Source organism: Shewanella sp. AC91-MNA-CIBAN-0169 (assembly GCF_040310165.1).
GTDB lineage: Bacteria > Pseudomonadota > Gammaproteobacteria > Enterobacterales > Shewanellaceae > Shewanella.
Map to the genome: position 1 here is coordinate 33,607 of NZ_JBEOPM010000025.1, position 25,153 is coordinate 58,759.

Sequence of the window (25,153 nt, forward strand, 5' to 3'; positions counted from 1 at the left end):
TATATCACATTCTGTATTTTCGCTTCACCAAACACGAACATAAATAACAGCTATTAACAGGCTAATTTTGCGATCACTTTTGTTGCAGTTTTTAGCCTTAAACAGAAAAGCCTAAATATTTAACTAAGCTAGCCTTTAAAGACTAATAAGTTAAAGATAATGTTTTTACCGATATGAATAAACGGTATGTTTATGGGCGGTTTCTACAAGGTAATAATTTTAGCTTACTTGATTTTTTATGCTGGTAATGTTGATTGTTAATAACGCACAACAAGTGAATTTAGATTGCTGTTCATGTTAGAAATTAGTCAATGAATGAAAAACATGATTCCCCTGTGTTAAGTTTCGTTGGCTACATACTCATAAAATCATAAAAATTAGCCGGATAGAGCTAATTATTTATGACTCTTCGGCCTTGTAACCAATTCTAAATCCTCCCCAATGTTTGCCGTTAACATAAATTGGAGCAGAGAGATCATGCATCACCTCACCGGTATCACGCTTATATGTTTGCAGTAAAAAACTTTCAGTATTGTTGCCGCATCGCTTTCCTGTAGGGTCATTAAAAATGCGTTTGGTGCGATTACCAGCAAGATCTTGCTCCCGGTTTCCGCTTAAAGGCTGAGAAAATTTGATATTGTGGGTAGGGAAATACCCTCTTACATCTACAGCTCCGGCATAAATAATATCGGTATTATTTTTTAAAATGGCCTCTTGAATGCTAGGTAAATTGGAGTCTGTAAAACGGTCAAAACCAGTGGTAAATTTTTGAGGGTCGGTTTTAGGGATTGGCTGGTAATTTGAGTCAAATAATTGGGCTTGTGTGAGTGAACCTTTTAACAGAGCATTTTCAAAAATCGCTCCGACATCAGCCGCAGCATTGAGTGCGACATTAGCGATAATTGCGTGTTTATCCGATAAATCGAAACTTTGTAAATGACGAAATATCTGTTCGGCAAAGCCACTAAGCTCAAGAACTCGATCTGAAGCTTCTATTAAATCGGTATCAACTTTGAGTATAGAGGCCCCTATTCCTTCAATATTGGCACCTATGCCATTGGTGTTATCAACGGTAAAACCTACAGTTTGATCCATTTGCAGCATTTCGCTTGCTGCATCGGCCATGCTTTCTTGGCTTGCCTTTGTAAGAATATAAATCTCATTCATACGCTGAGAGAGTTTTCCCCCCATGTCACTGACTCGTTGCATTGCTTGTACAGATTGAATGCTATTTTCACCAATTTCTGACAGCAATGATTCTATACCTTGCGTTGCTTCAGCCGTTTTATGTGCCAGATTACGAACTTCATCGGCAACCACGGCAAATCCTCTGCCTTGTTCACCAGCTCTAGCCGCTTCAATTGCAGCATTGAGTGCCAACATATTGGTTTGATCAGATAGTTTATTAATAGTGTCGGTGATACTGCTTATAGCGTTTGCTTTGTTGTTAAGTTCTATTAATAACACTGCAGTTGATTCAATTTCAGTAGACAAGCTGCGTTGTTGTTCATCAACTTGTTTTATTTCTTTGGCGTAGCTTGAAGCTTGGGTATTTGCCTCTTCAACCAGTAAACGTACTTTGGCTGATTGGCCTAACAGTTGTTGAGCACCTTGCTCTAAATTACCCGCACGCTCTGATATTTCTTGAACATGCTTAACTTGCAAACCCATTGCATGTGCTAGGTTTTCAATAAAAAATGACACTTCAGCCCCACCAATAGCAATTCGAGTGGCGGCTTTGCTGATACCACTCGCAACATGCTCATCTTGTTGAGATGACTCAAGGATTTCTGGGCTTATTTGTTTTTTGTGGGTAAGCAGTAGCGTGGCTACGGACGCGAGTGCGATCAATAATGCATACAGCCAAGGAGGTAAGGTTAAATAACTCAGCAGTACAGTGATGGCAAATACCACTAAACCATTAATCAAAATCATTCTATTTAGCATGAATACTCCAATCCATTTTTACTCAGATTAGCACTCTCTATGTCATTGTTGGCTATCGACTTTGGTCTAAGCGTTAATCGTCATCTCAACCGATGCGTTTAAACCGTATCAATGACGTAATCGAGCCATTGCATGATCTTGTTATTGCACATTATTTTCATAGATTGTTTTTCAACAAGCATTGCGTGACCGATTCAAGTATTTGAGTGAAGTTTACCGATGCAACAATTTGACATAACAGTCAGTACTAATACCTAAAGCAGCACGAATGAAACGTTTTTTGTTATCAATAGAGCACATAAATAACATGTCGATTTACCGCAAAAAACCAACGATTAGTTAAGAAAAAGTCTCTTCACATTTGAATTAGATAAAGCGTTAGTGACTACATCAATTAAGTACAAATGTAGTTTATAGATTTTAAACGTCAGATTTTACACGTTAGGCGTTAGGCGTTAGGCAACATTGAGTGTTTGCAACTTCTTGTCACCTTTTAGACTAAATGGTCTGATTATTCAGCTTGTTTTTGGAAGGAATGGTTATGTTGTACACTGAATCAATGGAGCAGTTACTCATATCGTACAAAACAGCAAAGGTAATATGATTTACTCTTATCGAGGTCTATTTTTAATGCTTTGGCACTGCAAAGCTGCATAAAATTTATGCAGCCTCATGTTTATTATTGATGTAGTGATAATTTGCTACTTCCAGCGCCCGCTTGACCAAATAGAGAATAACAACCAAATCCCACCGACGGCAGCACTCAGAAATCCAAGTATGCCAAATAACGGCAAACCAAATAAAGTTGGTCCTCCATCAACTGTCATCACAATAGAAGATCCAATAATCATGGCCGCTACCACATTGCCAATGGCGACTCGACTAGCAGCACGATCAAGTTGATTGCCAAAGGCTTTTAGTCTTGTGACATCAATATGCAGCTGAAATCGACCGCTACGGGCTGAACGTAAAAGTTGTTGTAAGTCTTGCGGTAATCCACTTAACAATTCACCGGTATCGACAATGGCTTGCCAACCTCTTTTGGCCAATGCGTCTGGTGCGTATCGTTGTAACATTAACTGGTGTAATAATGGCTTTGCTTCAGACACCATATTAAAGTCAGGATCTAATTGCAGGGCAACACCTTCAAGCGCAATTAATGCTTTGATCAATATAATAATATCAGGAGGTAAGCTGAGGCCATATTCTCTAAGCAGTGATATCAGTTCAGTCAACATCATGCTCAAATGGAAACTTTTTAACGAAACGCCATGATACTTATCAACAAATTCTTCTACTTCAAAAGTAAGATTCTCACTATTGAGCGGAGGATCGCCAGCCCAAGTCAGTAATACATCAACAACACGAGAAGCATCCAATTCAACCATGCTATGTAAAAGTTGCACCACTTGATGGCGGCGTTCGAAAGACAATCGACCCACCATGCCAAAGTCAATAAATGCGATTCGATTTTCAGGCAGATAAAAAATATTACCTTGATGGGGATCCGCATGATAAAAACCATCAATTAAAATCATTTTCAACGCAGCTTGACCACCATACTTAGCTAACAGCTTCCTATCTAATCCAGCCTGCTCCACTGCTGCTATATTCCGTCCAGAAATACCATCAATAAACTGTTGAACATTGATGCGTTCACTGCACCACGACCAATACACTTTTGGAATAACGATGTTAGGGTTATTTTTGAAATTGTTTGCCACCCTTTCAGCATTACGACACTCGGCCAATAAATCCAGTTCCCGCCGTAGAGAATGGGTAAATTGACGGACCACCTCACGAGGCCTAAAACGGCGTAGTGTCGGTGACTCTGACTCCATCACCTCTGCAATACGGGCAAGTAAACGTAGATCAGCTTCCATAACAGGTCTTATGCCTGGCCTGCGAACCTTAATAATGACTTCAGCACCATCGTGTAGGCGAGCCCGATGAACTTGGGCAATCGATGCGGCAGCAAAAGGGGTTGGATTAAATTCGGCAAAAGCCTGTTGCGGACTACAACCTAAGTCTTCCTGTAACTGTTTACAGATTAATTCAAATGATACCGGCGGCGCATGATTCTGCAATTTTTCAAATTCAGCAGTCCACTCTGGTGGAAATAGGTCTGAACGCGTAGCAAGGATCTGTCCTAGTTTGATAAAGGTTGGTCCCATTTCTGCCAGTGCATGGCAAAACCTAACCGGTGATTCTAACTGGGTTATTTCAGCTGCATGCTTCCAATGCAGAGCCTTACCGGCGACATTAAACACATTAGCAAGGCCAAGCCTGCGCAACACATCGCCGAAGCCATAACGAATTAAAACCGAAGCAAGCTCATTCAGTCGGCCAATATCTCGCGCGGTACCTAACGTTTCCCAAAGCATGCTTCACCCATTATTGACTCTTATTTGAGTTGGAATTAGATGTTGATTTCTCATCCAATTTTTGTGCAAAAGCATCAAGAAAACCTGCTGCCGCATAAGCGAGGTTACGGGTTACTTTAGCTGCAGAATCGACTCCAGCTGCCACCGTGTCGCTTAACCGCTCAGTTAATTGTTGGTTTAATAATGTAGAAACTTCAGTTACTTTCTGGCCGACGGCGGTGCCGCTTACTCGACCATGACGAGCCAAATCATTTAAAGTAACGGATACCGCCTCATTAGCCTCTTTTGCCACGTCTTTTAACGTCTCTAAATACATAGCTTCAAGTTCACTAAGGTCATTAAGGGTGCGCTGTAAATCTTGTTTACTAAAGGTGTTAACATGCGAACTGGCTTCTTCAACAGCTAATTTGGATGCCTCTACGGCAGAACATAAGGCATCCTCAAGCCCAGCAACCGCCTTAGTGAGCTGGTGGGATTGACCATCACGACTATGTATAACTGCACCTAAACCGGCACCTTTAATCACGCAGCGTGCAATCTGTGAGAGCTCATTGAGGTCTAATTTTCCTTCACTCAATGCTTTAAGAGTAATGCACCGAACGGTGTCCCGAATATCCTTATCTGCCTCAACAGCCTCTTTAATGTCTCCTTCGAGATTGTCACGATGTTTATTGGTATCACTTTTAGCTTTACTCATATTGATTCACCTATAAAACGTCAGGCTGCTAGGACAATCCAAACATTATCGGTCTATTAATGATGCTATTTTACCTTTTTGCTAACCCACCTTGGCTAAGTAGAGCTGAAAGAATCTGATACATAACAGCAAATAAAAATAACACTTACCTAATAAATTTAAGTCAAATGTGTCGATGAAACCTTGATGCACCTCAAAGATGTCGTAAATAACGGACAATAATCACACAACCCTGAAACCTCACTTTTTTAAATGTTTATATTTATGTGAATGTTAAAAATCTAAATCCACTAAATGTCCGAAGCGGTCGAGAAGACGAACTGGAGTATTTTAAAATTAGCAACAATTCAAATATTTACTATTGCGTTGAGTGGCCGTTAAGTGATTGGATTGTAGATATTTTTAATAGAGTCAATTATGATACTCAGTTGAATTAAACTGAGTTCTAAGTGTATCAATGACCTCATCGACATATCGAATAACATCATCAATGCAGGTTTAATGGTCAATAGCCCTAAGCTGATACGATATTATTTTAGATAAAATTATCCTAACGCCGTTACTAAGTGATCTATCAATTTTCTAATCCGAGCTGTTAAATGACGTGCAGAAGGATATACAGCGTATAAGTTAAATACGCTAACCATCTTATCGTCAAACAACAATACCAACTCACCACTTTTAAGAAAGGGTTCAACGGTGTACAGCGGACAACGACCAATACCTAAACCTCCAACGGCCATATGCGCGACCGCCCGAGGCGAATTTGCCGTAAAAGACCCATTTACCCGATATTTTTGTTCTGTGCCAGCAACCGTAAAGGCCCAATGCTCCGGATCTGCTGACGATGATTGTAATAAACAATTATGTGTTGATAAATCGCTAGGATGTAATGGTTCACCATGTGTATTGATATATTCCGGTGATGCAAACACCACTAATCGCATAGTAAGCAACTTACGAGCAATAAGCGTAGAATTTTGCAGTGGACCAAAACGAATGGCGAGATCAAAACCTTCGTCAAGTATATCGACATGCTGATCGGACAGATGCAGATTGATAGACACTTTAGGGTGTGCAATTTGAAAAGGTCGAATCGCTTCTACCAATTCCCTTGACCCAAATCCTGTTGGCGCAGTAATACGAATAGGCCCCGCAAGTTCGGATTGACGCTCTTGAACTAAACCTTCTAACTCATCAAATTGATCAATTATAAACACGCAGCGTTCAAAATACGCGAGTCCTGTATCACTCAAAGTGACACGTCTAGTTGTCCGATGAATAAGTTGCGCACCTAAACGGGCCTCTAACTGTCGCACATGCTTGCTGGCCAAATTGGTACTAATACCTAGCTGTTTTGCCCCCGCCGTAAACGATTTTTGCCCCGCTACAGCAACAAAAATACGCATACTATCAATCGTATCCATAGATGATCCTCACATGAGTAATGACCATTAATAACAGCCATTAATATTATATCCATAATAGAGATAATGTTTCAATAAAACAGGTCATTGTATTTATGCCGTGTGAACTTTATTCTTTTCTCACGCACAAATCATTCAACCCTTAAAGGAACACATCATGTCTAATGCCATTAAAATTCACAGTTTCCCACTTTCAGGTCATGCTCATCGCGTGCAGCTATTTGCGAGTGTCGCGGGGATTGCGCACAACATTATCCACGTAGATCTTCCTGCTGGGGAGCATAAAAAAGCACCGTTTCTTACCCTTAACCCTTTGGGTTTGGTCCCTGTTATTGAAGACGGTGATGCGGTTGTTCACGACTCAATTTCAATCCTCATTTATCTGGCTCGTAAATATGCGCCTTCGTTTATCCCTCAAGATCTGCAACATGAAGCAGAAATGCATCGTTTTCTTGCGATGTCAGCGGGCGAAATCTCTTATGGCGTAGGCGCAGCGAGGTTAATTAATGTTTTCAATTCACCATCAGATCCGGTGTTTGCTAAAGCCACAGCAGAAAAAGCGTTAACAAAATTAGAAGCACAACTTATCGACCAAGATTATTTGGTCGCAAATAAAATCAGCTTAGCTGACTTTGCTATATACAGTTACGTTGCTCATGCACCTGAAGGCGATGTGTCATTAGCACCTTACCCAAATGTACGTCGCTGGTTAACAAACATTGAAGGGTTGAGAGGATTTGTTGCTATGCCAGCAACCAAAGCTGGATTAGTAGCATAAGACGACTAGCTCTTGGCAGCTCGCACATCCACTGCGGATTTTTGGTACCGATGAGTTTGTGAGCCAGTCGTAGGGCCTGTTGATTTATTCAATATCCAGTGCCACCGAAATCCCGCTAAGAGATGCCTATTATGCAAAACCAAACTCGCGATAAGACCCATCAAAAATCAGCTTTATCGCCATTTCATCCTGGTGAACAGAACATTCAGGATCGTGTTGGTAAACGCGCTGTGATGGAGAGTTTTGGACAACGCGCAATACGTCCATACATTCCGGAACAACATCGTGAGTTTTATCAACAACTGCCGTTTATTGTTGCTGGCAGTGTTGACCAACAAGGTTGGCCTTGGGCATCGATACTTTCGGGATATCCAGGATTTATAACATCACCAGACTCAACAACATTAACGATTAATGCATCGGCAATAGCTGGAGACCCTATCGCGCCACAACTAAAAAATGATGGTAGTCCTTTAGGGTTACTTGGTATTGAAATGCACTCTCGTCGTCGTAATCGTGTAAATGGCCGGGTTCATAAAATCAGTCCTACTCATTTTTCAATATCTGTCGATCAATCTTTTGGCAATTGTCCGCAATATATACAAAGCCGCAGTATTCAATTTAATAAACAATCTCACGTCACTAATCCAGCCTCTAACATAGAAGAATTTACGGTATTGAGTCATGATGTTAGTAAGATAATCCGTGATGCTGATACCTTTTTTGTGTCCAGTTATGTGCCAGCTAAAGAACACCCAGAACATGAAGGTGTCGACATTTCACACCGTGGAGGACGGCCTGGTTTTGTGAAAGTAGACGGCAATACACTGACTATTCCTGATTATTCAGGCAACAATTTTTTTAACACTCTCGGTAACTTTTTGGTTAACCCTAAAGCAGGCTTGGTATTTATCGACTTTTCGACTGGTGACTTATTTATGTTAACCGGCACTGTCGAATTATTATGGGAAGACACTCCAGAAGTCAGCGCTTTTAAAGGTGCTGAACGAGCATGGCGTTTCACTCTCAGCCACGGAGTGACATTAAGGAATGCACTACCCTTTCGCGCATCGTTTACTGCGTATTCACCAAATACTTTAATGGCTGGTGATTGGGAACAAGCACATGCTTCACTGGCAGCTGAAGCCACAAGAGAATCTTGGTTATCTTATACAGTCAAACGTATTGAAAATGAGAGTAGTGTTATTCGTTCATTTTATTTAGAACCAAAAGACAACACCCCGTTAGTGTCTTCAAAAGCGGGGCAGTTTTTAACGGTGCGTCTTACCCCACCCAATGCAAACACAGCCGTGATAAGAACTTATACCGTATCATCAACACCAGACGACATGTATTACCGCATTTCAGTTAAACGAGAAGCTAATGGCACTATTTCGCAATGCTTACACGATAATGTGCGCATCGGCGATGTTATTGAAGCTAAAGCTCCTTCGGGTAATTTTTATATTGATGCAGCAGAAAAGCGCCCGGCCGTATTAATCGGCGCAGGCGTAGGGATTACGCCAATGATTGCGATGACCTCGCATATCCTAAATGAAGCTGAGCGTACCCGTCATTTAAGACCATTGACCATATTACACGCCGCTAAAACGACCCAACAACGCGCTTTTACACAAAACTTCCGTGATGCTGAAATAAAATCTAATGGTAAAATTCGATATTATTCAATTATCACTCAACCTAGTGAGCAGGAAAAAATAGGCATTGATTTTAATGCAATCGACCACATTACCGCCGATACACTTCGGCAAATATTAGCACTAGACGATTATGATTTTTACTTATGTGGTCCACCTGCGTTTATGCAAGCACTCTATGATGAAATACGCAGTTTAGGAGTACGTGATGCACGTATTTTTGCCGAAGCGTTCGGGCCTGCGGCACTTATTCGCCAAATCGATAATGAATCAATGTTACTTGAAGAAAAAATGTTACTTGAAGCAAAAAAGTCACTTGCAGCAGAAAACGAAGCCGATGAAGCCGTCATCAAATTTGTTAAGTCTGGTTTTGAACAAAGATGGAACGCAAATGATGCGACACTTTTAGAAACAGCAGAAAACCATGGGCTCACGCCTAACTTCAGTTGCCGTAACGGAACTTGCGGCACGTGCGCAGTAAGACTGCTAAAAGGATCAATCACTTATCGAACTAAGCCAGTGGTCACTCCAACCGAAGGTGAGGTATTGCTTTGTTGTGCGGTTCCTAAAAAACAATCATCACACAGCAATTTAAATGAAATAAGCATCGTCGAAATCGATTTATAAGCGTTGTAACACATAACGATACCGCCATTGATGAATGAACGTTATGAAAATAAAACCACAACGGCCTGCTTTCACCGCAGTATCCACTTGCCAAAAGATAGCACGCCATAATATACCGCTACAGCAACGGTATTATGGTGTGCTTCTGGTATTTGATTTCATTTGCTCACCTAAAGTCATGTACGAGGCAATAATATTACCTCTATTTAGGTGGCTAAAATACCATGTCACTACACAATTAGTTGCCGTACTTCTTCATGTAGAAGGCCATGATTTTTTATTTGTAGGTTCCTCTTATTGGGTAATTGTTTTGTGGATTACGGATAAAACCTAAACCCATAATCATTGACTTCAGCTCTGGGCGAGAGAAAGGAACATTCGATATATCAATAATTTGTGCCTGTTTTTTATCATTAATAATAAACAATCCGGGTTCGGCAAAAGGTCGGTCAGTTTCGTCCGGCGAGCGAGGATTTGAAATATACACCCCGATTTTTTGCATTTGTTCAATACTTAAGCCGTACGCCACATCAAATAAAGGCTTAACCAGCTCCATTTGAGCCATCGCTTTTTCTATGGGATCGGCGGATACAGCTACAACATCAACACCTAACTTCTTGAATTCAGGCAACAGCTCGTTCAACGTCGATAGATATTGAGTACAAATGGGACAGTGCTTACCCCGATAAACAACCACCATACGCCAATCGCAGCCCTCTGCCGGAACAGCCGTAAGATTAATTTCACCACCACCAAGCAGCGCTAGAGTGATGTCTGGAAAGGTTTGTCCTGCTACTAATTTAGATGAGTTCATGTTTATTCCAATGTTTTGTAGTGAATATTATAAAAACAAAATAATGCCAAGGTGTCAATATTTCATAGTGATCGTTACAAAATTATATTGCCAATATAGACAACTTCCTAGAGCATAATCATTACCTTACCGAGGTTAATGGGTTTTAATTAATTGAATTATGTATCAATTGATACTAAAATAAATCATTAAATCTACAGTGTTGAGGTATCCGATATGATTCAAAATAAGGCTGGTAGGCCACGCGCTTTTGATCGTAGCGAAGCACTTTTGTCCGCCATGCATGTTTTCTGGAAACAAGGATATGATGCCGCCTCCATTAAAGATTTAACCCAAGCAATGGGTATTAACAGCCCTAGCCTTTACTCGGTTTTTGGTGACAAACGTAAACTCTATTTAGAAGCTATAAACTGCTACGCCACAATTGATGCATGCGCACCATTAGTAGCCTTTGAAACAGAACCCGATATTAACCAAGCTGTCCGCTCGTTCATGATTGCAGTGATTGATTACAGTACTGCAAATGGTAGCGGCGCAAAAGGCTGCTTTCTCAGCTCCAGCGTTGCCACAAGTGCTGGCGAGGTCGAGGGAGCACAAGAACTATTACAAAGAGCAGTATTAGATACCGATGCGCGATTATCGCGACGCTTTGAGCTAGAAAAAGCAAGAGGTGTTTTACCTGCCAATTTTCCATCATTAGCACGTGCAAAGCTTATGTTTGATATTCGACAGGGCTATGTATTTCGTGCCCGCGCGGGATTCGAATCAGAAAGTATGAAACAAGATGTCGAGTATAGAGTGCACATGATATTAGCAAGCCCTTGACTGTATCAAAACAAAATTGCCAGCCAATTTTAAGCAACAACCTAATCCAAAGCGCCTGCATGAGTGTTTATCTTTCATTCATTAAAGTAAATCCAGCCACCATTTAAGCTTCATCGAAACGCTTAATTTAGTCGACACGTTTGAAGAGTATTTAAAGGTCTGTGTGTCTCAGGCCCGCGAGGTTCTTTGTGTAATGGTCTAATGAATCTGATGGAGTCTTTCATCAACACAAAAAAGCTTCATCATGTCTGATAAAGTTTTATCGTTAAATGTTGAAAACAGATAGCTTGTTTTTATAAAGGGTACCCCTTGGGTTCAAAGTCATCGTCTTAAATATTAAATTAGTCTACTATTTTCAATTGATTGCAGCAATTTCAAGAAGAAAAAACTGCAATGACTAACTGATATTGACTATATTTTCATATTGAAATAGATAACTTACTCCAAGAACACTTTTTAAACAAACAACCTAAACACGACAGCCAAACACCTCATAGAGAGGTAATAATGTTATCCATCATTATGGCCATAATGAGTATGCAGATTTTGCTCATGTTCAAGATCGAAAGGCACTGATGGATCGTATGTGGGAGCATCTTTCACTTGCTGCTGCGTCATATCAACATAAATTTTAGAGGTAGGCCAACTCACCTCTTTAATCCATTTGGGCGCAATCAAAACCAGATGACCCAACCACCAATTACTAGTGTTAATAATCAAATAACGAATAGCCCAAGTGTCGATATCTATTAACATACCTTGCAAATGACCCAATTCACCGTCTATGGCATCAAGGTGATAACCCGCCACGGCATGACTGCTGCGTAGATGATGATCATTATCCCGTGATAGTGCTGCCTCAACATCTGCGGACATCTCTGGGTTATCTAAGTTTTCTGGCTTTGGCGCGACACTATAATAACCCGTTGCCATCATGTTAGGACTGGGCTCACTTCCCCAAATGCCAGTGTTACCCCAGTATTGTGAGTAACCATAATATTCCATATGATCGACCTCATGCTGCCTAGAGACTGGTTTCTCGCTATCGATGTCAGGGCTGTTTTTTACCTGCTCTCTTGAGATTGTGACAGTAAGCGTCTTTTGTTCCTGATTAAATTCTTTGATTGATATGGGTGAAAGCAATATTTTTTTGCTTGATAACCAAGATCCCGTTTCGACTACCAAATATCGGATCACCCAATGCTTGTCATCAAAATAAAAATCTTTGGTTAATCCAATATCGCCATCAGAGGCGTGAATGGCTAAACTTTTTAAATCATTCAGTGTATATAACATGATGTATTTACTCCAGATTAAAGATGGTAAACAATAAATCATTGCTTTACTAATAGAGTGGATGTCTATCAGCTTGCACCAAATTTTCTATTCAATCTGTTCGGTGTCGCACCGATGAAGCATGAATAATAGTCTAATCTAGAGTTATCTATAAACTTTTAAGGTGAACGAGCATGACTGACATAGAAAAATTAGAGTTAGCGGCCCATCGCAGCGATATCATCGAAGACGTCAACAATTTGATTGAGAAATATCGCGCTATTTTTGGATGGGATGTACCCGATATCGATGAAAAAGTGGCAAACAGATTAATTTTGGATGAAGTTCGTCAGGCGCTTGATGATATTCAAAATGATTAAATTGTAAATATCAGTCAAAGCGCTTCAACATGTGAGTTTAGGTCGACGAAAAAATCAGATGTTAAATGCATCTTGCATCAGACTGCACATAAACTTAAAGCACATAAACTTAACTAACTCCGGCGGCAAAAGCCGAATGTATAGCCACTAGAGAAATGGATCTTGCAATCACTTTGCTGCTCAGCCCTTTTATGCCATCCATCTTCACAAAACAGCAGCCTTAGCAGCTGACTTGCGGCCTAAACGTAATCGCTGTAGGCCGTTGTTTAGTCTCTTTCCTATGAGCGAAACGCAGCTTTGCAAAGGTCTTTTTACTATCTCCCCCCCCAACTAAATATCCTGTCGATGAGTATAAATACAACTCATAAATACAACTCAACATGCAATGCCTTTTGAACGAAAAATAATGGTTCCACTCGCCTGCTGTGATCGCAAATCACGCTAAACAAGGCATTTTAACCCTCTCGATTCAACAAACTCTGTTATATTGATAACAAGATTACTGAAGTATTATGCAATATTGAATAAAATCAATAGCATAAGAAAGATCATGGCGAGTAGTGAATGTCTCACTTTAATATATTGAAAGGTTATCAATGATTGACCCAAATGAGAACGCATTACTTAAAGCATTACCTGAAGCGACAAAACAGCGCTTATTTCCACAGTTAAAGATAATAAAACTGCCCTTAGGTAAAGTTATTTATGAAGCTGGTCAAAACCTTGAAAATGTCTATTTTCCCATTGATAGTATTGTCTCTTTACTGAATGTTCTCGAAGATGGCGCATCGGCAGAAATATCTGTTGTCGGCAATGAAGGTTTAGTGGGTATTGCCGTGTTTATGGGGGGAGAAAGCACCATAAATCGCGCCATAGTTCAAAGCGCAGGCCGAGCCTATAAATTGTCCGCATCGATATTGTTCGATGAATTTAACGACAATCAAAATCTTCGCGAACTGTTGTTACGTTACACTCAAGCACTGATGGCACAAATGGCGCAGACGGCAATATGTAACAGGCACCATTCTATCGACCAGCAACTTTGTCGTTGGCTGCTGCTATCACTTGATAGACTGGCTAGCAACAATCTCACAATGACCCAAGAGTTGATCGCCAACATGTTAGGCGTCAGACGAGAAGGCGTAACTGAAGCCGCCGGTAAACTGCAAAAACTTGGGGTAATCAACTATAAGCGCGGTCAAATTACCGTGACCAACAGACAAAAACTCGAAACGCTGTGCTGCGAATGTTATGCCGTAGTAAAAACAGAAACCGATAGACTAGAAACCTATTAACTAATCATCTATTAACTAATCATCTATTAACTAATCATCTATTAACTAATCATCTATTAACTAAATTATCTATGCCAAGCTACCCCTCATTGGTGGCTTGACATGGTATATTTGGCCATCTTGTCGTTTATAACAAATCATCCCAAACATTAAAAACAATAACGTCATGCCCTTTCTATATCCTCCCAAGCAAGATTAATCGGCTTCACAGCTAGACGCTTAAAGTGCTATGAATTAATTTCATTCAAACTCAGCGCTGTTAAACCATAGCATTGTTAAACCATAGCATTGTTAAACCATAGCATTGTTAAACCACAGCATTGTCAAACCATAGCATTTTCAAACTACAGCCACCTAACCCATCGATTTAGTTAAACTCTCGATAACTATGTCGCTATCTTAGATAACTAAGCTCGTTCGCCATCTTATGCCGTTGCCATATAGGGTATTGCTTGTGAAATATTAATATTTTCAGTTTGCTAGCCCCTAGCTGTGCAACCGTTACACCGGTGCTGCCATCGAAATGGTGCGAACCAGCTTCTTATTAACGAACTGCTGAATGCCCATTTCGCCGAGTTCGCGGCCATAACCGGAATCTTTGACCCCGCCGAACGGAAGCGCGGCATCGGTCCAATCAATATTGTTGATGAACATCATACCGGTATCAATCTGACTGGCGACGCGTTTGCCACGAGCGGCATCTTCGGTAAACACAGATCCACCAAGTCCGAAGTCAGAATCGTTGGCAAGCGCTATGGCCGCGGCTTCGTCCTTGACCCGAAAAATCAACGCAACTGGGCCGAAGAACTCAGTGCGATAAGCAGGGTTGCCTGGCGCAATGTTGGTCAGTATCGTGGTCTGCATGAAAGAGCCCGGGCAGTCGATACGCTTGCCGCCCATTAACACCTTAGCACCATGGGCTACAGCATCATCGACCTGCTTCAAAATATTAACCAGAGCGGCTTCTTGCGACATCGGTCCCTTGGTCGTTGTTTCGTCCATCGGATCGCCAGGTTGCTGAAGTTCAAGCGCGGTTTGAAACTTTTCGATGAATTTGTCAGCAATCGAATCGAGCACAATAAAGCGTTTAGCAGCACAGCAGGTTTGTCCCTGGTTGTACATACGGCCCCAAACAGCCCAAGGAATAGTGTTGTCGAGATCAGCGTCATCAAGCACGATAAAGGCATCACTGCCACCGAGCTCCATCGACGAGGGTTTGAGGTTTTGCCCTGCTCGGGCGGCAACGCTTCTGCCAGCGGCAAAACCACCTGTCAGTGCCACGCCCTTGACGCGCGGGTCGTCGATAATCTGGTTAGACTGTTGGTGCGAAACCAGCAGATTTGTGTACAACCCCTCAGGTGCGCCCGCATCAATCAACAACTGCTCAAAGGCAATAGCACATTGGGGTACATTGCTGGCATGTTTCACCACCAAAACATTGCCCGCCATCAGTTGCGGGCCTGCGACACGAGCAAGTTGATAAAAGGGAAAGTTCCACGGCTCGACGCAGAAAATCACGCCTATCGGGCTGCTTTCCATATGGGCTTCGCCATGTTCCGGGTCAAGTTGCTCTGGAGCTAAAAACGCTTCTGCGTGGTCTGCATAATAGCTGAGGATTTTATCACTGAAATTGACTTCGCCACGGGCTTCATCAATTCGCTTGCCCATCTCCAGTGTTGCCAGCTTGGCATAGTCATCAGTATGCGCATGCAGAAGTTCTGCAGCCTTGGCCATAATAGCGGCGCGTTGCTTATAGCTGGTGTTTTTCCATGTCTGGTAACAGGCATGCGCAGTGGCAAGCTTGATCTCAAGCTGTGCATCACTGATTTCATCAAAGGTCTTCAATATTGTTCCGTTATTGGGATTAATGCTTTTGTAAGTCATAGTGAAATCCTGTTTCAATTTGGTCTTATGGACGCCGCAAGCTTCTACTGAATTGGGCTACCTCGGCGATAACTTTTGGCGTTAACGCTCTGGAGAAGTCGCGAGAGCTGGATAGTCGGTATAACCCTTGGCGCCAGGTACGTAAAAAGTCGCTTCGTCTGGCGTGTTGAGCGTTGCATCTTGGCGCATCCGAGCGACGAGATCAGGGTTAGCCAAAAACGGACGGCCAAAGGCTACCAGGTCGCCATATTTATCGCGTAACGCCTGTTCAGCGCTTTGATGATCAAACCCTCCAGACAGAATGAACAGACCATCGAAACCAGCGCGCAGCTTAAGCTTAAAGTCGGCGGGTACCGTTGGTGCCCCCATGGATGAATGATCAACCAAGTGGATGTAGAGAAGCCCCTGTGAGGAAAGTGCCTTAGTCAATGCCAGGTACTGCGTCTCTATGTCGGGGAATGCGCCGGTGCCATTGAACACACCGTAAGGAGAGAGCCGGATACCAACCCGATCGCTGCCGATGGCTGCCACTGTCGCACGCACAATCTCCAGCGCGAGTAGGTTGCGGCCTTCAATGCTGCCGCCGTAACCGTCAGTGCGTAGGTTGATCAGCGGATTCAAAAACTGCTCGATTAAGTAGCCGTTGGCGCCGTGTATTTCGACACCGTCGAAACCTGCCTCCAGCGCGAGCTTCGCTGACGTCACATACTCTTTTACCACATGAGCGATGTCGGCCTCGGTCATTTTACGGGGCGTACTGTGGGGCTGCATGCCTAGGGTGTCGGTATACATCTCGCCGGGACATGCCGCGGCATCTGGCCCGAGTATTTCGGCACCTGTTGGCAAGTTGTCGACATGCGCGACTCGACCGCAGTGCATCAACTGTAAGAAGATTTTACCGCCTTTGGCGTGTACCGCTGATGTGCTTGCCTTCCATGCATTCATCTGCGTGCTATCGAAAAGACCGGGGATGCGTGGGTAGCCCAGTCCGTTGGGGCTGGGCGAAGTGCCCTCGGTAATAATCAGTCCAGCCGTCGCACGTTGGCCGTAGTACGTTGCCATCAGCGCGTTAGGCGTGTGCTCAGGCGTAGCCCGACTGCGTGTTAACGGCGCCATTACCATGCGATTGGATAGCTGCAGCGAGCGGTTAGAAAATGTTTCGAAAAGCATAAGCTAGATATCCTGTTATGTATGATGAGGATGAATCCTGCCGAACCCGAGGAAAAGATCATTGCGGCAAGTCCTGAGAAATACAGCTTGCGCGCTGGCTTTTAGCTGGTCTGTTCGTTAGAACACATATCCACAAATGACGCCTGCAGATCTAATAGGGTCATTGGCTGGCAGAAAGTTCGCTAGCGAACAGATGAAATGTCGTCAATCGCATATTGTATGTGTGATGCTTACTCGTCAGACATGAGAGCCAAGATGATTTATGAAGGCGTTTCACTGAATGCTGCGACTTCTGTATTTGGATCTGGCTTGGCCTGCTTGTTCGCACCCCTACTACTGAGCGGAGGAATACTATGCTAACCAGACCAATGATACCGACAACACTTTGGGGCTCAACATCCCGACGCGTTACTGAACTGACCCTACTTGCGATACTAACCCTATGTGGGCCGTCTGCTACTGCTACTGCAGGCGATGGACCATGGCCATCATTTACAGCGACGGCGCTTAGCGGCGAAAAAGTTGACAGTAACAAACTGATAGGTCAACCGACACTGCTCATACTTACGCCGTCTCGCAATGCCGCAATATCCACTCGGGAGTGGGTTAACACATTGCGCTCAGAGATTGATCATAGTAAATATCGGGTTCGCGACGTACTGGCTGTCAATTTACCCTTCTTTATGTCGGAAGAAGATGTCATTGGCCGAGCCAAAGAACAAGTGCCACAGCGCTATCACGATCAAACCTGGATTCTCAACTCACAGATCATGGAAAGCGCGTTGGGTGTGCCCTCCGATAGCGAAGAGGCGGTCATTGTTGTTTTGGATAAGAACGGTAATCTGATATCGCAGGTTCATGGTAAAGTCACGGCGGCGCGGATGAGTGAAATCACCAATGCCTTGCAGAGCCTGACTAGTGACTAACCGCCTCCGTCGCCGTCCATTATCACTGTAATATCGCTTTGCCAATATCATATTGGTCGGGCTTCTATGTATCGTTATCGAGTTTTGAAAGAATGTTTTGCGATTGCGGATAGCAAAATTATATGAGTTATAGTGAACGATGAGATTGTAAATAGAGTGCGTTGGATGTACACCCAGGAAAAGCTAGCGAATTGGTCAACAAAAAAATGAATCTTGTATGCTAGGGTCTGTTGATCTTTGCTGGTTAAATTTTGTTCGAGATAAAAGCGTTTTAATCGAGGCGAGTGGATTGCTGCCTAGCAATCTAAGCACTACTCGCTTAATGAAGATTTTCTCAACAAAGAGTAAAACGTTTTTAGCCGAACCCTTCGGACAGCGTTTGTTGGTCATTTTTACTGCGTTATCGACTTTTTATGTAGAATAAAAAGTCTCTGCCTTGTACAAATGAGCGACAATTCACTGAAAAACCAACCTTGAAAAATCAACAGCCCCTTGTATCCGTCTAATTTACATAAAACTAATCTTTCCCAACTAATGCGCTCAATGCAAACTGACCGTCCAACGATTCACGCACCTTGGACAGTCGCATTTCGAGCCGCGCGCGATCATAACTGGATTCAAAGCAGCGAGCGGTCAACTCTGCAATCAACTGCAACTGTTGGTCAAGTGCTCTCAAGCGGCTCGGACAGATCGTTAAACTTCCGATGGTCTCGAAGGCACCGAGCATGCGTACCAGTATCGCAAGATTCTTTTCAGCGCTACTTCGAATCTGGTCGAAAGCATCGGCCAATAGACTATCAAAGCTCGGAACCATCGCCACCATTCGCAGAGTGTCTCCCTCATAATGGTACAATGGCGGAAATTGCCGACTGGCCAATCGAGCCATAATCGAGGTGAGATAATCCACGCACATCACTGCCGTTGAAGTGTCGTTAACCCCGGGGGACAGCGCTTTTATGGCCATATCCACAATCTGTCGAATACCGAAAGTAGGATCCTGATCCACTGTGCGATGGCTACCAATACTGTAAGCTGTATTCAAAGCATCAATGAGTTTCTGCTCTGGCGGGTAAGTAAGAGCTAGCGACACCAGAGCCGTATCTTGGACAATAAACGAGCCGATGCCTTGTTCCATACGCACTATGGTTCTGTTGTCACTCGCCAAGCAAATTAATGTATTGTTGTTCACGCCTAAAACGTAACCACTGCGAGCTGCCGGCACGGGATACCAGACCCGCTCATCCAGAGACTTTAGTATCGGGTGTCGCATTTCATCTTCATCAAGTTCCTCATCCGGTTTTATCGGCAGCAACTTATCTATGGCAGCATTGGTTTCCTGAGCGACCGAAGCAATGATGCTTGATGCCTGGATAGACAAGGCAATATGATGAATAAAATAGATAAGGACCCCCACACCACCAAGCGACATCACAAAGGCAAAAAACACCGCAAGACTGGGCACAAATTCATCACCACCACCACTGCCACGAATGGTGCGTAAGACTATAAGACAATAAGCGAAAATGCTCGCAAAAACCCCCAGTGTTGCTTGCGTGACACTGTTACGCATGAAGTTCCTCAAAATGCGAGAGGTGTACTGGCCCGACGCAAGCACTAGGGCCAGCAGTGTCATGGAGAAGGTGATCCCCATTACAGTCATCATCGAACCAGCCAAGGTGGACAACATCTGGCGAGCGCCTTCTGCACCGACCCCAAACAGTCGTGGCCACTGAATTAGCCATTGGTTTAAACCGGCAGACTCTACTTCGATCAACACAACCGCTAAGGTCATACTGACAGCGACCATCAGTGAAGGCATGAACCAAAAGCTCGATTGCAGATTCCCCCAAAACTGTCTTAACTTAATCATGTGGCCACTCCTAATTTGAATTTTCAACATGTATCGTCGTGTTTAAGGAACTAGGCTTTCTTCTTAACCAAACTAATTATGAATAACAAAATAACAGCGCCTATAGTAGCCATAATGATAGAGCCTAATAAACCGCCTGTTGATATGCCGAGTAAGCTAAATATAAAACCACCTACTACAGCACCAACAACTCCTACAATAATATTGCCTATGACACCAAATCCTCCACCCTTTATTATGTTGCCTGCAAGCCACCCTGCCAAAGCGCCTATTCCCAAAAATATGAGTAAACTAATAATGTCCATGTTGCACTCCTGTGCTAATTTATAGTGCGCCTATTTGGCGTAATGACCATGCTGTTTATTTGAATCTGGAGGTAGCCGACTTCAGCGAATTGCCAAGCGAGTTCCACGCACCATCCATACCTGCCTTGAGCTCCTCCCATGCACCGTCACTCGATTCCTTAAGTTCGGTAAGTTTGCTGTTGGCCGATTTTTGCATCGTTCGCAGTTCCTCGATTTGTTTGTAGTACTCAATTTGTGCATCGGCCTCCGCGTGATCAGCTTTGGCCTTGAGCTTATCGATCTCTGCGCTCCACTGGTCTAATTGTGCCTGTAGTTTTTTTTGGTAAGCTTCTTTCTTGTTCATGGTTAAACTCCTTTGTCGTTGTGAGACCTATTAGGGCCGATATTGATGTTATGGCACTTTTAATGTCGCTCATCCCTTCTGGATAGCGCTAAGATCAATCAAGATATGATCAGATCAAAAACCACAAAATAAGCAATAAAACGATACATAAAACCACAGAATCTAGAAGCTGCGGTGCTTTAATTAGATACAAGATGTCATCGATTTTCGATAACAATTTAATCCATCTGGGTCGATATTGATCCAATACGTTAACTCGTTTATCTATCGCTTTGGCCGCTCTTCTGCCACTTTCAACAGCACCTTCAATACTCCAGACTTGAGCCTGAGTCTTAGTGTGGGCTCCGGCCAAGAATAGATTAAACACTGGCGTTTTTTGAGATGGCATAAATGCTTGAGTGTTGGTGGTGTTTACCCACTTTGGCTGTAGCGGCGTTATTCCATCACGGGAAAAGTGCCATTCATGCCACACTTCAACTTTTTCAATTGTAAAATCTTTCAACTCTTTGCCGTCATTCGCTTGTTTAATCAATTGATTTAGTGCACCGCAACTCAAGATTTGAGCCTTCACTTCTTCGATAAATTCTTCTTTGGTGCAGAGATTGACAGGCTTATGGAATATCCTCCCAGGGAAGCCGCCAATACAAGACGTGCCAGTCCAAAGAGATTTGATGTTTTGCCCCAAATCCACATCCTTGTCCCAAACTTGTTCTTCGGCGAACACGGTCAAATTAAATTCTGAATCACTGATCACCGCTGCAGTCCGCTTTCGAGGAAGTTTGATTTCGTCTGAAAATGCTAACCGAAAAGAGACTTGAGTGTGTGGGCCGTCTTGAACAAGCGGTGTAAACAATTTTAATTCTTCTTGCCGCTCAAGCGCGGGAGTTTTACTTAAAATATCAACCATCAAGTAAGGATTGATGGCCACAACATAAATATCGCCTTTGATCTCCTCATCACCGACAAAAGCGGAGACTATTTTGCTGCCGTCGAACACTAATTTGGTGAGCGGTTTCTGCCAATAGAATTTCACGCCCTTGTGTGCAAGGTGTTTAACCCAAGGATTGAACCAGTATTCACTACTGGGCCCTTTTAGGAGTAGCCAACCGTCTCCGGCACCTTGCTGCCATGCGGGTCCATCTTGATCAGATTTATGCTGGTGCGCGGGCTTTGTCGTAAATTGCTTTCTAAAAAAATCCCCTGCGGTGTGCAGTGACACGTTGGACCAATCAGAGCCAATCCAAGGACCGAAACAAGAACGCCACGCGTTATAACTTTGCACGCTAAGCATAGGTTTCCAAGCTTGAGCCGCATTCACCTTGGCATATACCACATGGCTTCGATGATTTGAGGTCCAAGTCTTTAACATTAAATAGCACGCTCTGGTAAACTCCCAATTGCTCATGCCAAACATCTTGTTAATACTTTTAAATCCCTCATCGTAAAATTGCGCCTGACCAGCATCAGGGAATATGCCAAAATCAATGGGCCGAGACAGGGCCAAATCATAAACGCTGCCCTCTTCATTGAATGGAATTTTTTTCATCAAATCAAAAACATTATGGTACCAAGGTCCCATGCCGTGCCAAGAATACTCGGTCGGTATATTGTCGTGACTAAGGCGTGAACTTCTGAAGAATCCCCCCGGCTCATCAGCCGTTTCATAAACTGAAACAAGATACCCCAGTTCGGCCAGCTCATGTGCGGCGCTTAATCCGGCAATGCCAGCCCCAAATATAACGACAGATTTCATTATTTATCTCCATGATTAAAGTTCGTCCTAGGGAGTGAGCCCCTACACAGCTGCATTCAGGCTGTCTCGGGCAGTTAGCACTAGAAGGTAGTATTGGGTTATTTTCATCCGTGGTTGTGGTTTTTTGGCTCGATAGGGTTATGTCGTAAAAATAGGATCTCAACAAGCAGAATAACCAACATGACAACACCAGCGACACCTAACACCAATGGATCGCTGTTTATCTTGATCCAGACAAAACCGGCTAGAACGATCAAGTCAAGGATAATCGCGACCATAGGGAATGCGCGTTTAGCACCGACTTCGTCTCGCAGGTGACGTAAAACACCCCAGTGGATCGCCATGTCCATAATCAAATAAAAGATGATACCCATGGCCGCAATCCGCGTCAGGTCAAAAAATATGGTCAACAGCAAACCTAAAATGACGGTATAAACCAGGGTGTGCTTTTGGATGCTACCGGGCATGCCAAAATGGCTGTGGGGAACGAGTTTCATATCAGTCAGCATTGCCAACATCCGCGAAACCGCAAATATACTGGCAATAACACCGCCTGCTGTTGCTATCATGGCCAAAACAACCGTAAACCAGACCGCGTATTCGCCCAGTGCAGGCTTTGCGGCTGCAGCCAACGAGTAATTTCTTGTTTCGATGATTTGCACTAGTGATAAGTTACTTGCGACGCCAAAACCGACGAGCGTATAAATTACCACACAAAGACCGATGGAGATCATGATAGCTCGGCCCACATTTCTGTGAGGGTCAGTAAGCTCTGAACCACTATTGGTAATGGTGGTAAAACCCTTAAAGGCCAAAATACCCAGCGCGGTTGCACCAATAAAACCAGCTATTGTTGCACCAGAAGTTGAGGCGTCTGGACTGACTGTTGAGAAATCGACTTCAACCGTGCCAGCAACCATTACGCCAACGATACCGAACAAAACGATACCGCCAATCTTAATAAAGCCGAGCACCGACGCGACACCTTCGATCATCTTGTTGGCGGATAAATTGATCAGAAACGCCACCAGCAATAATCCAGCACCCAGTGTTGGCACTAACACGCTGCTATCATCGATACCAAACAGCTGTAATGTATAAGTCCCAAAGGTACGCGCCAGAAAACTCTGGGCAATCACCATAGAAAAATACATCAACAGGGAATGAAAGGCGGTTGTCACCGTGCTGCCATAGGCTTTTTTTAGGTACATGGCAATCCCACCGGCGGAAGGATAAGCATTGGACAATTTTACGTAAGAGTATGCGCTGAATAACACAACCACCGCAGCCGAAAGAAAAGCCAGCGGGAAAAGACCTCCGGTCATCTGGGCCATCTGCCCTGTCAAAGCAAATATGCCAGCACCAATCATAACGCCGGTGCCAAGCGCAACCGCACCAACTAATGTCAGACTATCTTTTTGATAATGTGACTTTTTATCTTCATGGTCATGCATACGCCCTCCGTGATTTGTCTTTTATATAAGCAACTTTTTATCCTGCTATCCTAAAGTGCCTGTTTCAACAACGAGAAAGCGAACACACCAAGTTTAATCATCGAAATAAACGTCTTTGATATGACCAATGTTGCCATCTGTAGCACTGATGACATAGTCCTCTATATTGTTAACGGTGCGTAACATAAACACCGTCTCCTTCGAATGTTAAATGTACCAACATGAGAGCGATACAGAACTATTAAAAGGTAAAAGCGGCAACGCTGTCTGTACGCTATCAAACGTTGGTGTCATTTTCATGCGATTGACGAACCGCTCTGTGTCTATGTATCCGAGTTAGTTGCCAAATCAGGACTATTGATGAATGTGTTAACGCACGGACACCAGACCGAACGTTATTCACCGTAGAAGAACCGTCGGCAATCTTGCCGACGGTTAGAAAAATGCTGGAAGAGGATATGAATACAGTCATTAAACCTTCGTTTTAGCGTTCGGTCTGACTTTGGCGTTGCTGCCGTGTAGTTGCTGCTGTGTAGTTGCATGGCGCGGGCTGACAGCGTGTCTCAGGAGATGACCTATTTCAGTGTCGCTTGCAGGGTAATATCCTCAACACCGGCAAGAGCCTTCGATACCGGGCAGTCACACTTTGCCGCAGCCGCAATCTCCTGAAATTTCGCCTCGTCGATGCCCGCAACCTCTGCGCTCATTGTCAACGCGATGCGGTCTATAACAAAACCTTCGCCTTGTTTAGCGAGACGAACGCTGGCCTTAGTGTCGATATTGGCGGTGGCAAACCCTGCCTTATCACAGGCGAATGAAAACGCCATCGTAAAACACGCGGCATGGGCTGCGGCTAGTATCTCTTCAGGGTTAGTGCCACTTCGGTCATCCTCGAAGCGACTACCGAAGCCGTAAGGATATTGCTTCAGTGCACCGGTCTCGGTACTTATTTTACCTTGGCCTTTCTTACCTTGACCTTGCCACTGGATAGTTGCTATTTTTTCAATCATGGTCTGTCTCCTAAATATCACATTTCTCAAGAAGGGTTTCATTTTTGACAGTAATGGTAATTATTCCCTTGTTATTAAAACATTTATAGCTTCTCTGATTACCATAAGCCGGTTGTCACAAACAGATGTAATCTGGTCAGTTTCGGCGCTAAGGATTGGGTAAACTGAGACGACTTATACTTTCAATGTATGTCAGTCTGGACTTGGCCATAGGTATTCGTCTGTGCGATATCCAACAGATGTGACGGCTGCAAAGGCGCTAATCTGATTACGTAAAATAGCGCTGGGTCGTTGCAGAACCTCATGTTCCAATCGAAGACATGCTTCTCAA

General features: G+C 43.5%; 20 protein-coding genes. 6 read left to right on the top strand and 14 right to left on the bottom strand.

What is annotated here, in order from left to right; all coding sequences use genetic code 11:
* Positions 1–399 precede the first annotated feature (399 nt).
* From AAEY98_RS17980 to AAEY98_RS17995, 4 genes are all read right to left on the bottom strand, one after another.
* Positions 400–1,947 (bottom strand): methyl-accepting chemotaxis protein, encoded by a 1,548-nt coding sequence (locus AAEY98_RS17980; RefSeq protein WP_182744384.1) that lies wholly within the window; start codon positions 1,945–1,947, stop codon positions 400–402.
* Positions 1,948–2,648: 701 nt separating this feature from the next.
* Positions 2,649–4,331, bottom strand: a complete 1,683-nt coding sequence (locus tag AAEY98_RS17985; protein WP_351018605.1) for an ABC1 kinase family protein — start codon at positions 4,329–4,331, stop codon at positions 2,649–2,651.
* A gap of 10 nt (positions 4,332–4,341) precedes the next feature.
* Positions 4,342–5,028 carry a DUF6781 family protein gene (locus AAEY98_RS17990; RefSeq protein ID WP_351018608.1) on the bottom strand — a complete coding sequence of 229 codons (687 nt, stop codon included), beginning with the start codon at positions 5,026–5,028 and terminating at the stop codon, positions 4,342–4,344.
* 545 nt (positions 5,029–5,573) lie between these two features.
* The gene (locus AAEY98_RS17995; RefSeq protein WP_101088464.1) at positions 5,574–6,455 is read right to left on the bottom strand and encodes a LysR family transcriptional regulator; all 882 of its coding nucleotides are present in this window, start codon (positions 6,453–6,455) and stop codon (positions 5,574–5,576) included.
* A 157-nt stretch (positions 6,456–6,612) separates the two neighbouring features.
* On the opposite strand from AAEY98_RS17995, the gene AAEY98_RS18000 reads away from it, so the two are divergent.
* Together AAEY98_RS18000 and AAEY98_RS18005 are read left to right on the top strand one after the other, a co-directional pair.
* Positions 6,613–7,233, top strand: a complete 621-nt coding sequence (locus AAEY98_RS18000) for a glutathione S-transferase family protein (protein WP_101088465.1) — start codon at positions 6,613–6,615, stop codon at positions 7,231–7,233.
* A 131-nt stretch (positions 7,234–7,364) separates the two neighbouring features.
* Positions 7,365–9,518: a pyridoxamine 5'-phosphate oxidase family protein gene (locus AAEY98_RS18005; RefSeq protein WP_101088466.1), complete on the top strand. Its 2,154-nt coding sequence runs from the start codon at positions 7,365–7,367 to the stop codon at positions 9,516–9,518.
* Positions 9,519–9,795: 277 nt separating this feature from the next.
* Here AAEY98_RS18005 and AAEY98_RS18010 read toward each other — a convergent pair whose 3' ends face one another.
* The gene (locus AAEY98_RS18010) at positions 9,796–10,332 is read right to left on the bottom strand and encodes a peroxiredoxin-like family protein (RefSeq protein WP_351018613.1); all 537 of its coding nucleotides are present in this window, start codon (positions 10,330–10,332) and stop codon (positions 9,796–9,798) included.
* A gap of 216 nt (positions 10,333–10,548) precedes the next feature.
* Between AAEY98_RS18010 and AAEY98_RS18015 the strand changes: the two genes are divergently transcribed.
* A complete protein-coding gene (locus AAEY98_RS18015) occupies positions 10,549–11,157 on the top strand; it encodes a TetR/AcrR family transcriptional regulator (protein WP_101088468.1) in 609 nt (202 codons plus the stop codon).
* A gap of 510 nt (positions 11,158–11,667) precedes the next feature.
* Here AAEY98_RS18015 and AAEY98_RS18020 read toward each other — a convergent pair.
* Positions 11,668–12,453 (bottom strand): PRC-barrel domain-containing protein, encoded by a 786-nt coding sequence (locus AAEY98_RS18020; protein WP_351018617.1) that lies wholly within the window; start codon positions 12,451–12,453, stop codon positions 11,668–11,670.
* Between the two features lie 173 nt (positions 12,454–12,626).
* Here AAEY98_RS18020 and AAEY98_RS18025 point away from each other — a divergent pair, with 173 nt between their 5' ends.
* Together AAEY98_RS18025 and AAEY98_RS18030 are read left to right on the top strand one after the other, a co-directional pair.
* Positions 12,627–12,812, top strand: a complete 186-nt coding sequence (locus AAEY98_RS18025) for a hypothetical protein (protein ID WP_162022975.1) — start codon at positions 12,627–12,629, stop codon at positions 12,810–12,812.
* Between the two features lie 596 nt (positions 12,813–13,408).
* Positions 13,409–14,107, top strand: a complete 699-nt coding sequence (locus AAEY98_RS18030; protein WP_101088470.1) for a Crp/Fnr family transcriptional regulator — start codon at positions 13,409–13,411, stop codon at positions 14,105–14,107.
* Positions 14,108–14,608: 501 nt separating this feature from the next.
* Here AAEY98_RS18030 and AAEY98_RS18035 read toward each other — a convergent pair.
* A complete protein-coding gene (locus AAEY98_RS18035) occupies positions 14,609–15,991 on the bottom strand; it encodes an NAD-dependent succinate-semialdehyde dehydrogenase (protein WP_351018619.1) in 1,383 nt (460 codons plus the stop codon).
* An 81-nt stretch (positions 15,992–16,072) separates the two neighbouring features.
* The gene (locus AAEY98_RS18040) at positions 16,073–17,161 is read right to left on the bottom strand and encodes an alkene reductase (protein WP_351018621.1); all 1,089 of its coding nucleotides are present in this window, start codon (positions 17,159–17,161) and stop codon (positions 16,073–16,075) included.
* 614 nt (positions 17,162–17,775) lie between these two features.
* Here AAEY98_RS18040 and AAEY98_RS18045 point away from each other — a divergent pair.
* Entirely contained in the window at positions 17,776–18,087 is a 312-nt protein-coding gene (locus AAEY98_RS18045) for a hypothetical protein (RefSeq protein ID WP_335692147.1), read from the top strand.
* Positions 18,088–18,604: 517 nt separating this feature from the next.
* Here AAEY98_RS18045 and AAEY98_RS18050 read toward each other — a convergent pair.
* From AAEY98_RS18050 to AAEY98_RS18075, 6 genes are all read right to left on the bottom strand, one after another.
* Complete coding sequence (locus tag AAEY98_RS18050; RefSeq protein ID WP_101088474.1) at positions 18,605–19,957, bottom strand: DUF2254 domain-containing protein; 1,353 nt, start codon at positions 19,955–19,957, stop codon at positions 18,605–18,607.
* A gap of 50 nt (positions 19,958–20,007) precedes the next feature.
* On the bottom strand, positions 20,008–20,262 hold the full coding sequence (locus AAEY98_RS18055; protein ID WP_123777473.1) for a GlsB/YeaQ/YmgE family stress response membrane protein: 255 nt from the start codon (positions 20,260–20,262) through the stop codon (positions 20,008–20,010).
* A gap of 55 nt (positions 20,263–20,317) precedes the next feature.
* Entirely contained in the window at positions 20,318–20,605 is a 288-nt protein-coding gene (locus AAEY98_RS18060) for a sll1863 family stress response protein (RefSeq protein ID WP_162022971.1), read from the bottom strand.
* A gap of 109 nt (positions 20,606–20,714) precedes the next feature.
* Positions 20,715–22,358 (bottom strand): FAD-dependent oxidoreductase, encoded by a 1,644-nt coding sequence (locus AAEY98_RS18065; protein ID WP_351018625.1) that lies wholly within the window; start codon positions 22,356–22,358, stop codon positions 20,715–20,717.
* A gap of 104 nt (positions 22,359–22,462) precedes the next feature.
* The gene (locus AAEY98_RS18070) at positions 22,463–23,812 is read right to left on the bottom strand and encodes an APC family permease (protein ID WP_351018628.1); all 1,350 of its coding nucleotides are present in this window, start codon (positions 23,810–23,812) and stop codon (positions 22,463–22,465) included.
* 575 nt (positions 23,813–24,387) lie between these two features.
* Entirely contained in the window at positions 24,388–24,822 is a 435-nt protein-coding gene (locus tag AAEY98_RS18075) for an OsmC family peroxiredoxin (RefSeq protein ID WP_123777477.1), read from the bottom strand.
* Between the last annotated feature and the right edge of the window lie 331 nt (positions 24,823–25,153).

Excerpts from the sequence above, each read along its gene's own strand:
- AAEY98_RS17980 (WP_182744384.1), bottom strand. The coding sequence starts at position 1,947 with ATGCTAAATAGAATGATTTTGATTAATGGTTTAGTGGTATTTGCCATC.
- AAEY98_RS17985 (WP_351018605.1), bottom strand. The coding sequence starts at position 4,331 with ATGCTTTGGGAAACGTTAGGTACCGCGCGAGATATTGGCCGACTGAAT.
- AAEY98_RS17990 (WP_351018608.1), bottom strand. The coding sequence starts at position 5,028 with ATGAGTAAAGCTAAAAGTGATACCAATAAACATCGTGACAATCTCGAA.
- AAEY98_RS17995 (WP_101088464.1), bottom strand. The coding sequence starts at position 6,455 with ATGGATACGATTGATAGTATGCGTATTTTTGTTGCTGTAGCGGGGCAA.
- AAEY98_RS18000 (WP_101088465.1), top strand. The coding sequence starts at position 6,613 with ATGTCTAATGCCATTAAAATTCACAGTTTCCCACTTTCAGGTCATGCT.
- AAEY98_RS18005 (WP_101088466.1), top strand. The coding sequence starts at position 7,365 with ATGCAAAACCAAACTCGCGATAAGACCCATCAAAAATCAGCTTTATCG.
- AAEY98_RS18010 (WP_351018613.1), bottom strand. The coding sequence starts at position 10,332 with ATGAACTCATCTAAATTAGTAGCAGGACAAACCTTTCCAGACATCACT.
- AAEY98_RS18015 (WP_101088468.1), top strand. The coding sequence starts at position 10,549 with ATGATTCAAAATAAGGCTGGTAGGCCACGCGCTTTTGATCGTAGCGAA.
- AAEY98_RS18020 (WP_351018617.1), bottom strand. The coding sequence starts at position 12,453 with ATGTTATATACACTGAATGATTTAAAAAGTTTAGCCATTCACGCCTCT.
- AAEY98_RS18025 (WP_162022975.1), top strand. The coding sequence starts at position 12,627 with ATGACTGACATAGAAAAATTAGAGTTAGCGGCCCATCGCAGCGATATC.
- AAEY98_RS18030 (WP_101088470.1), top strand. The coding sequence starts at position 13,409 with ATGATTGACCCAAATGAGAACGCATTACTTAAAGCATTACCTGAAGCG.
- AAEY98_RS18035 (WP_351018619.1), bottom strand. The coding sequence starts at position 15,991 with ATGACTTACAAAAGCATTAATCCCAATAACGGAACAATATTGAAGACC.
- AAEY98_RS18040 (WP_351018621.1), bottom strand. The coding sequence starts at position 17,161 with ATGCTTTTCGAAACATTTTCTAACCGCTCGCTGCAGCTATCCAATCGC.
- AAEY98_RS18050 (WP_101088474.1), bottom strand. The coding sequence starts at position 19,957 with ATGATTAAGTTAAGACAGTTTTGGGGGAATCTGCAATCGAGCTTTTGG.
- AAEY98_RS18055 (WP_123777473.1), bottom strand. The coding sequence starts at position 20,262 with ATGGACATTATTAGTTTACTCATATTTTTGGGAATAGGCGCTTTGGCA.
- AAEY98_RS18060 (WP_162022971.1), bottom strand. The coding sequence starts at position 20,605 with ATGAACAAGAAAGAAGCTTACCAAAAAAAACTACAGGCACAATTAGAC.
- AAEY98_RS18065 (WP_351018625.1), bottom strand. The coding sequence starts at position 22,358 with ATGAAATCTGTCGTTATATTTGGGGCTGGCATTGCCGGATTAAGCGCC.
- AAEY98_RS18070 (WP_351018628.1), bottom strand. The coding sequence starts at position 23,812 with ATGCATGACCATGAAGATAAAAAGTCACATTATCAAAAAGATAGTCTG.
- AAEY98_RS18075 (WP_123777477.1), bottom strand. The coding sequence starts at position 24,822 with ATGATTGAAAAAATAGCAACTATCCAGTGGCAAGGTCAAGGTAAGAAA.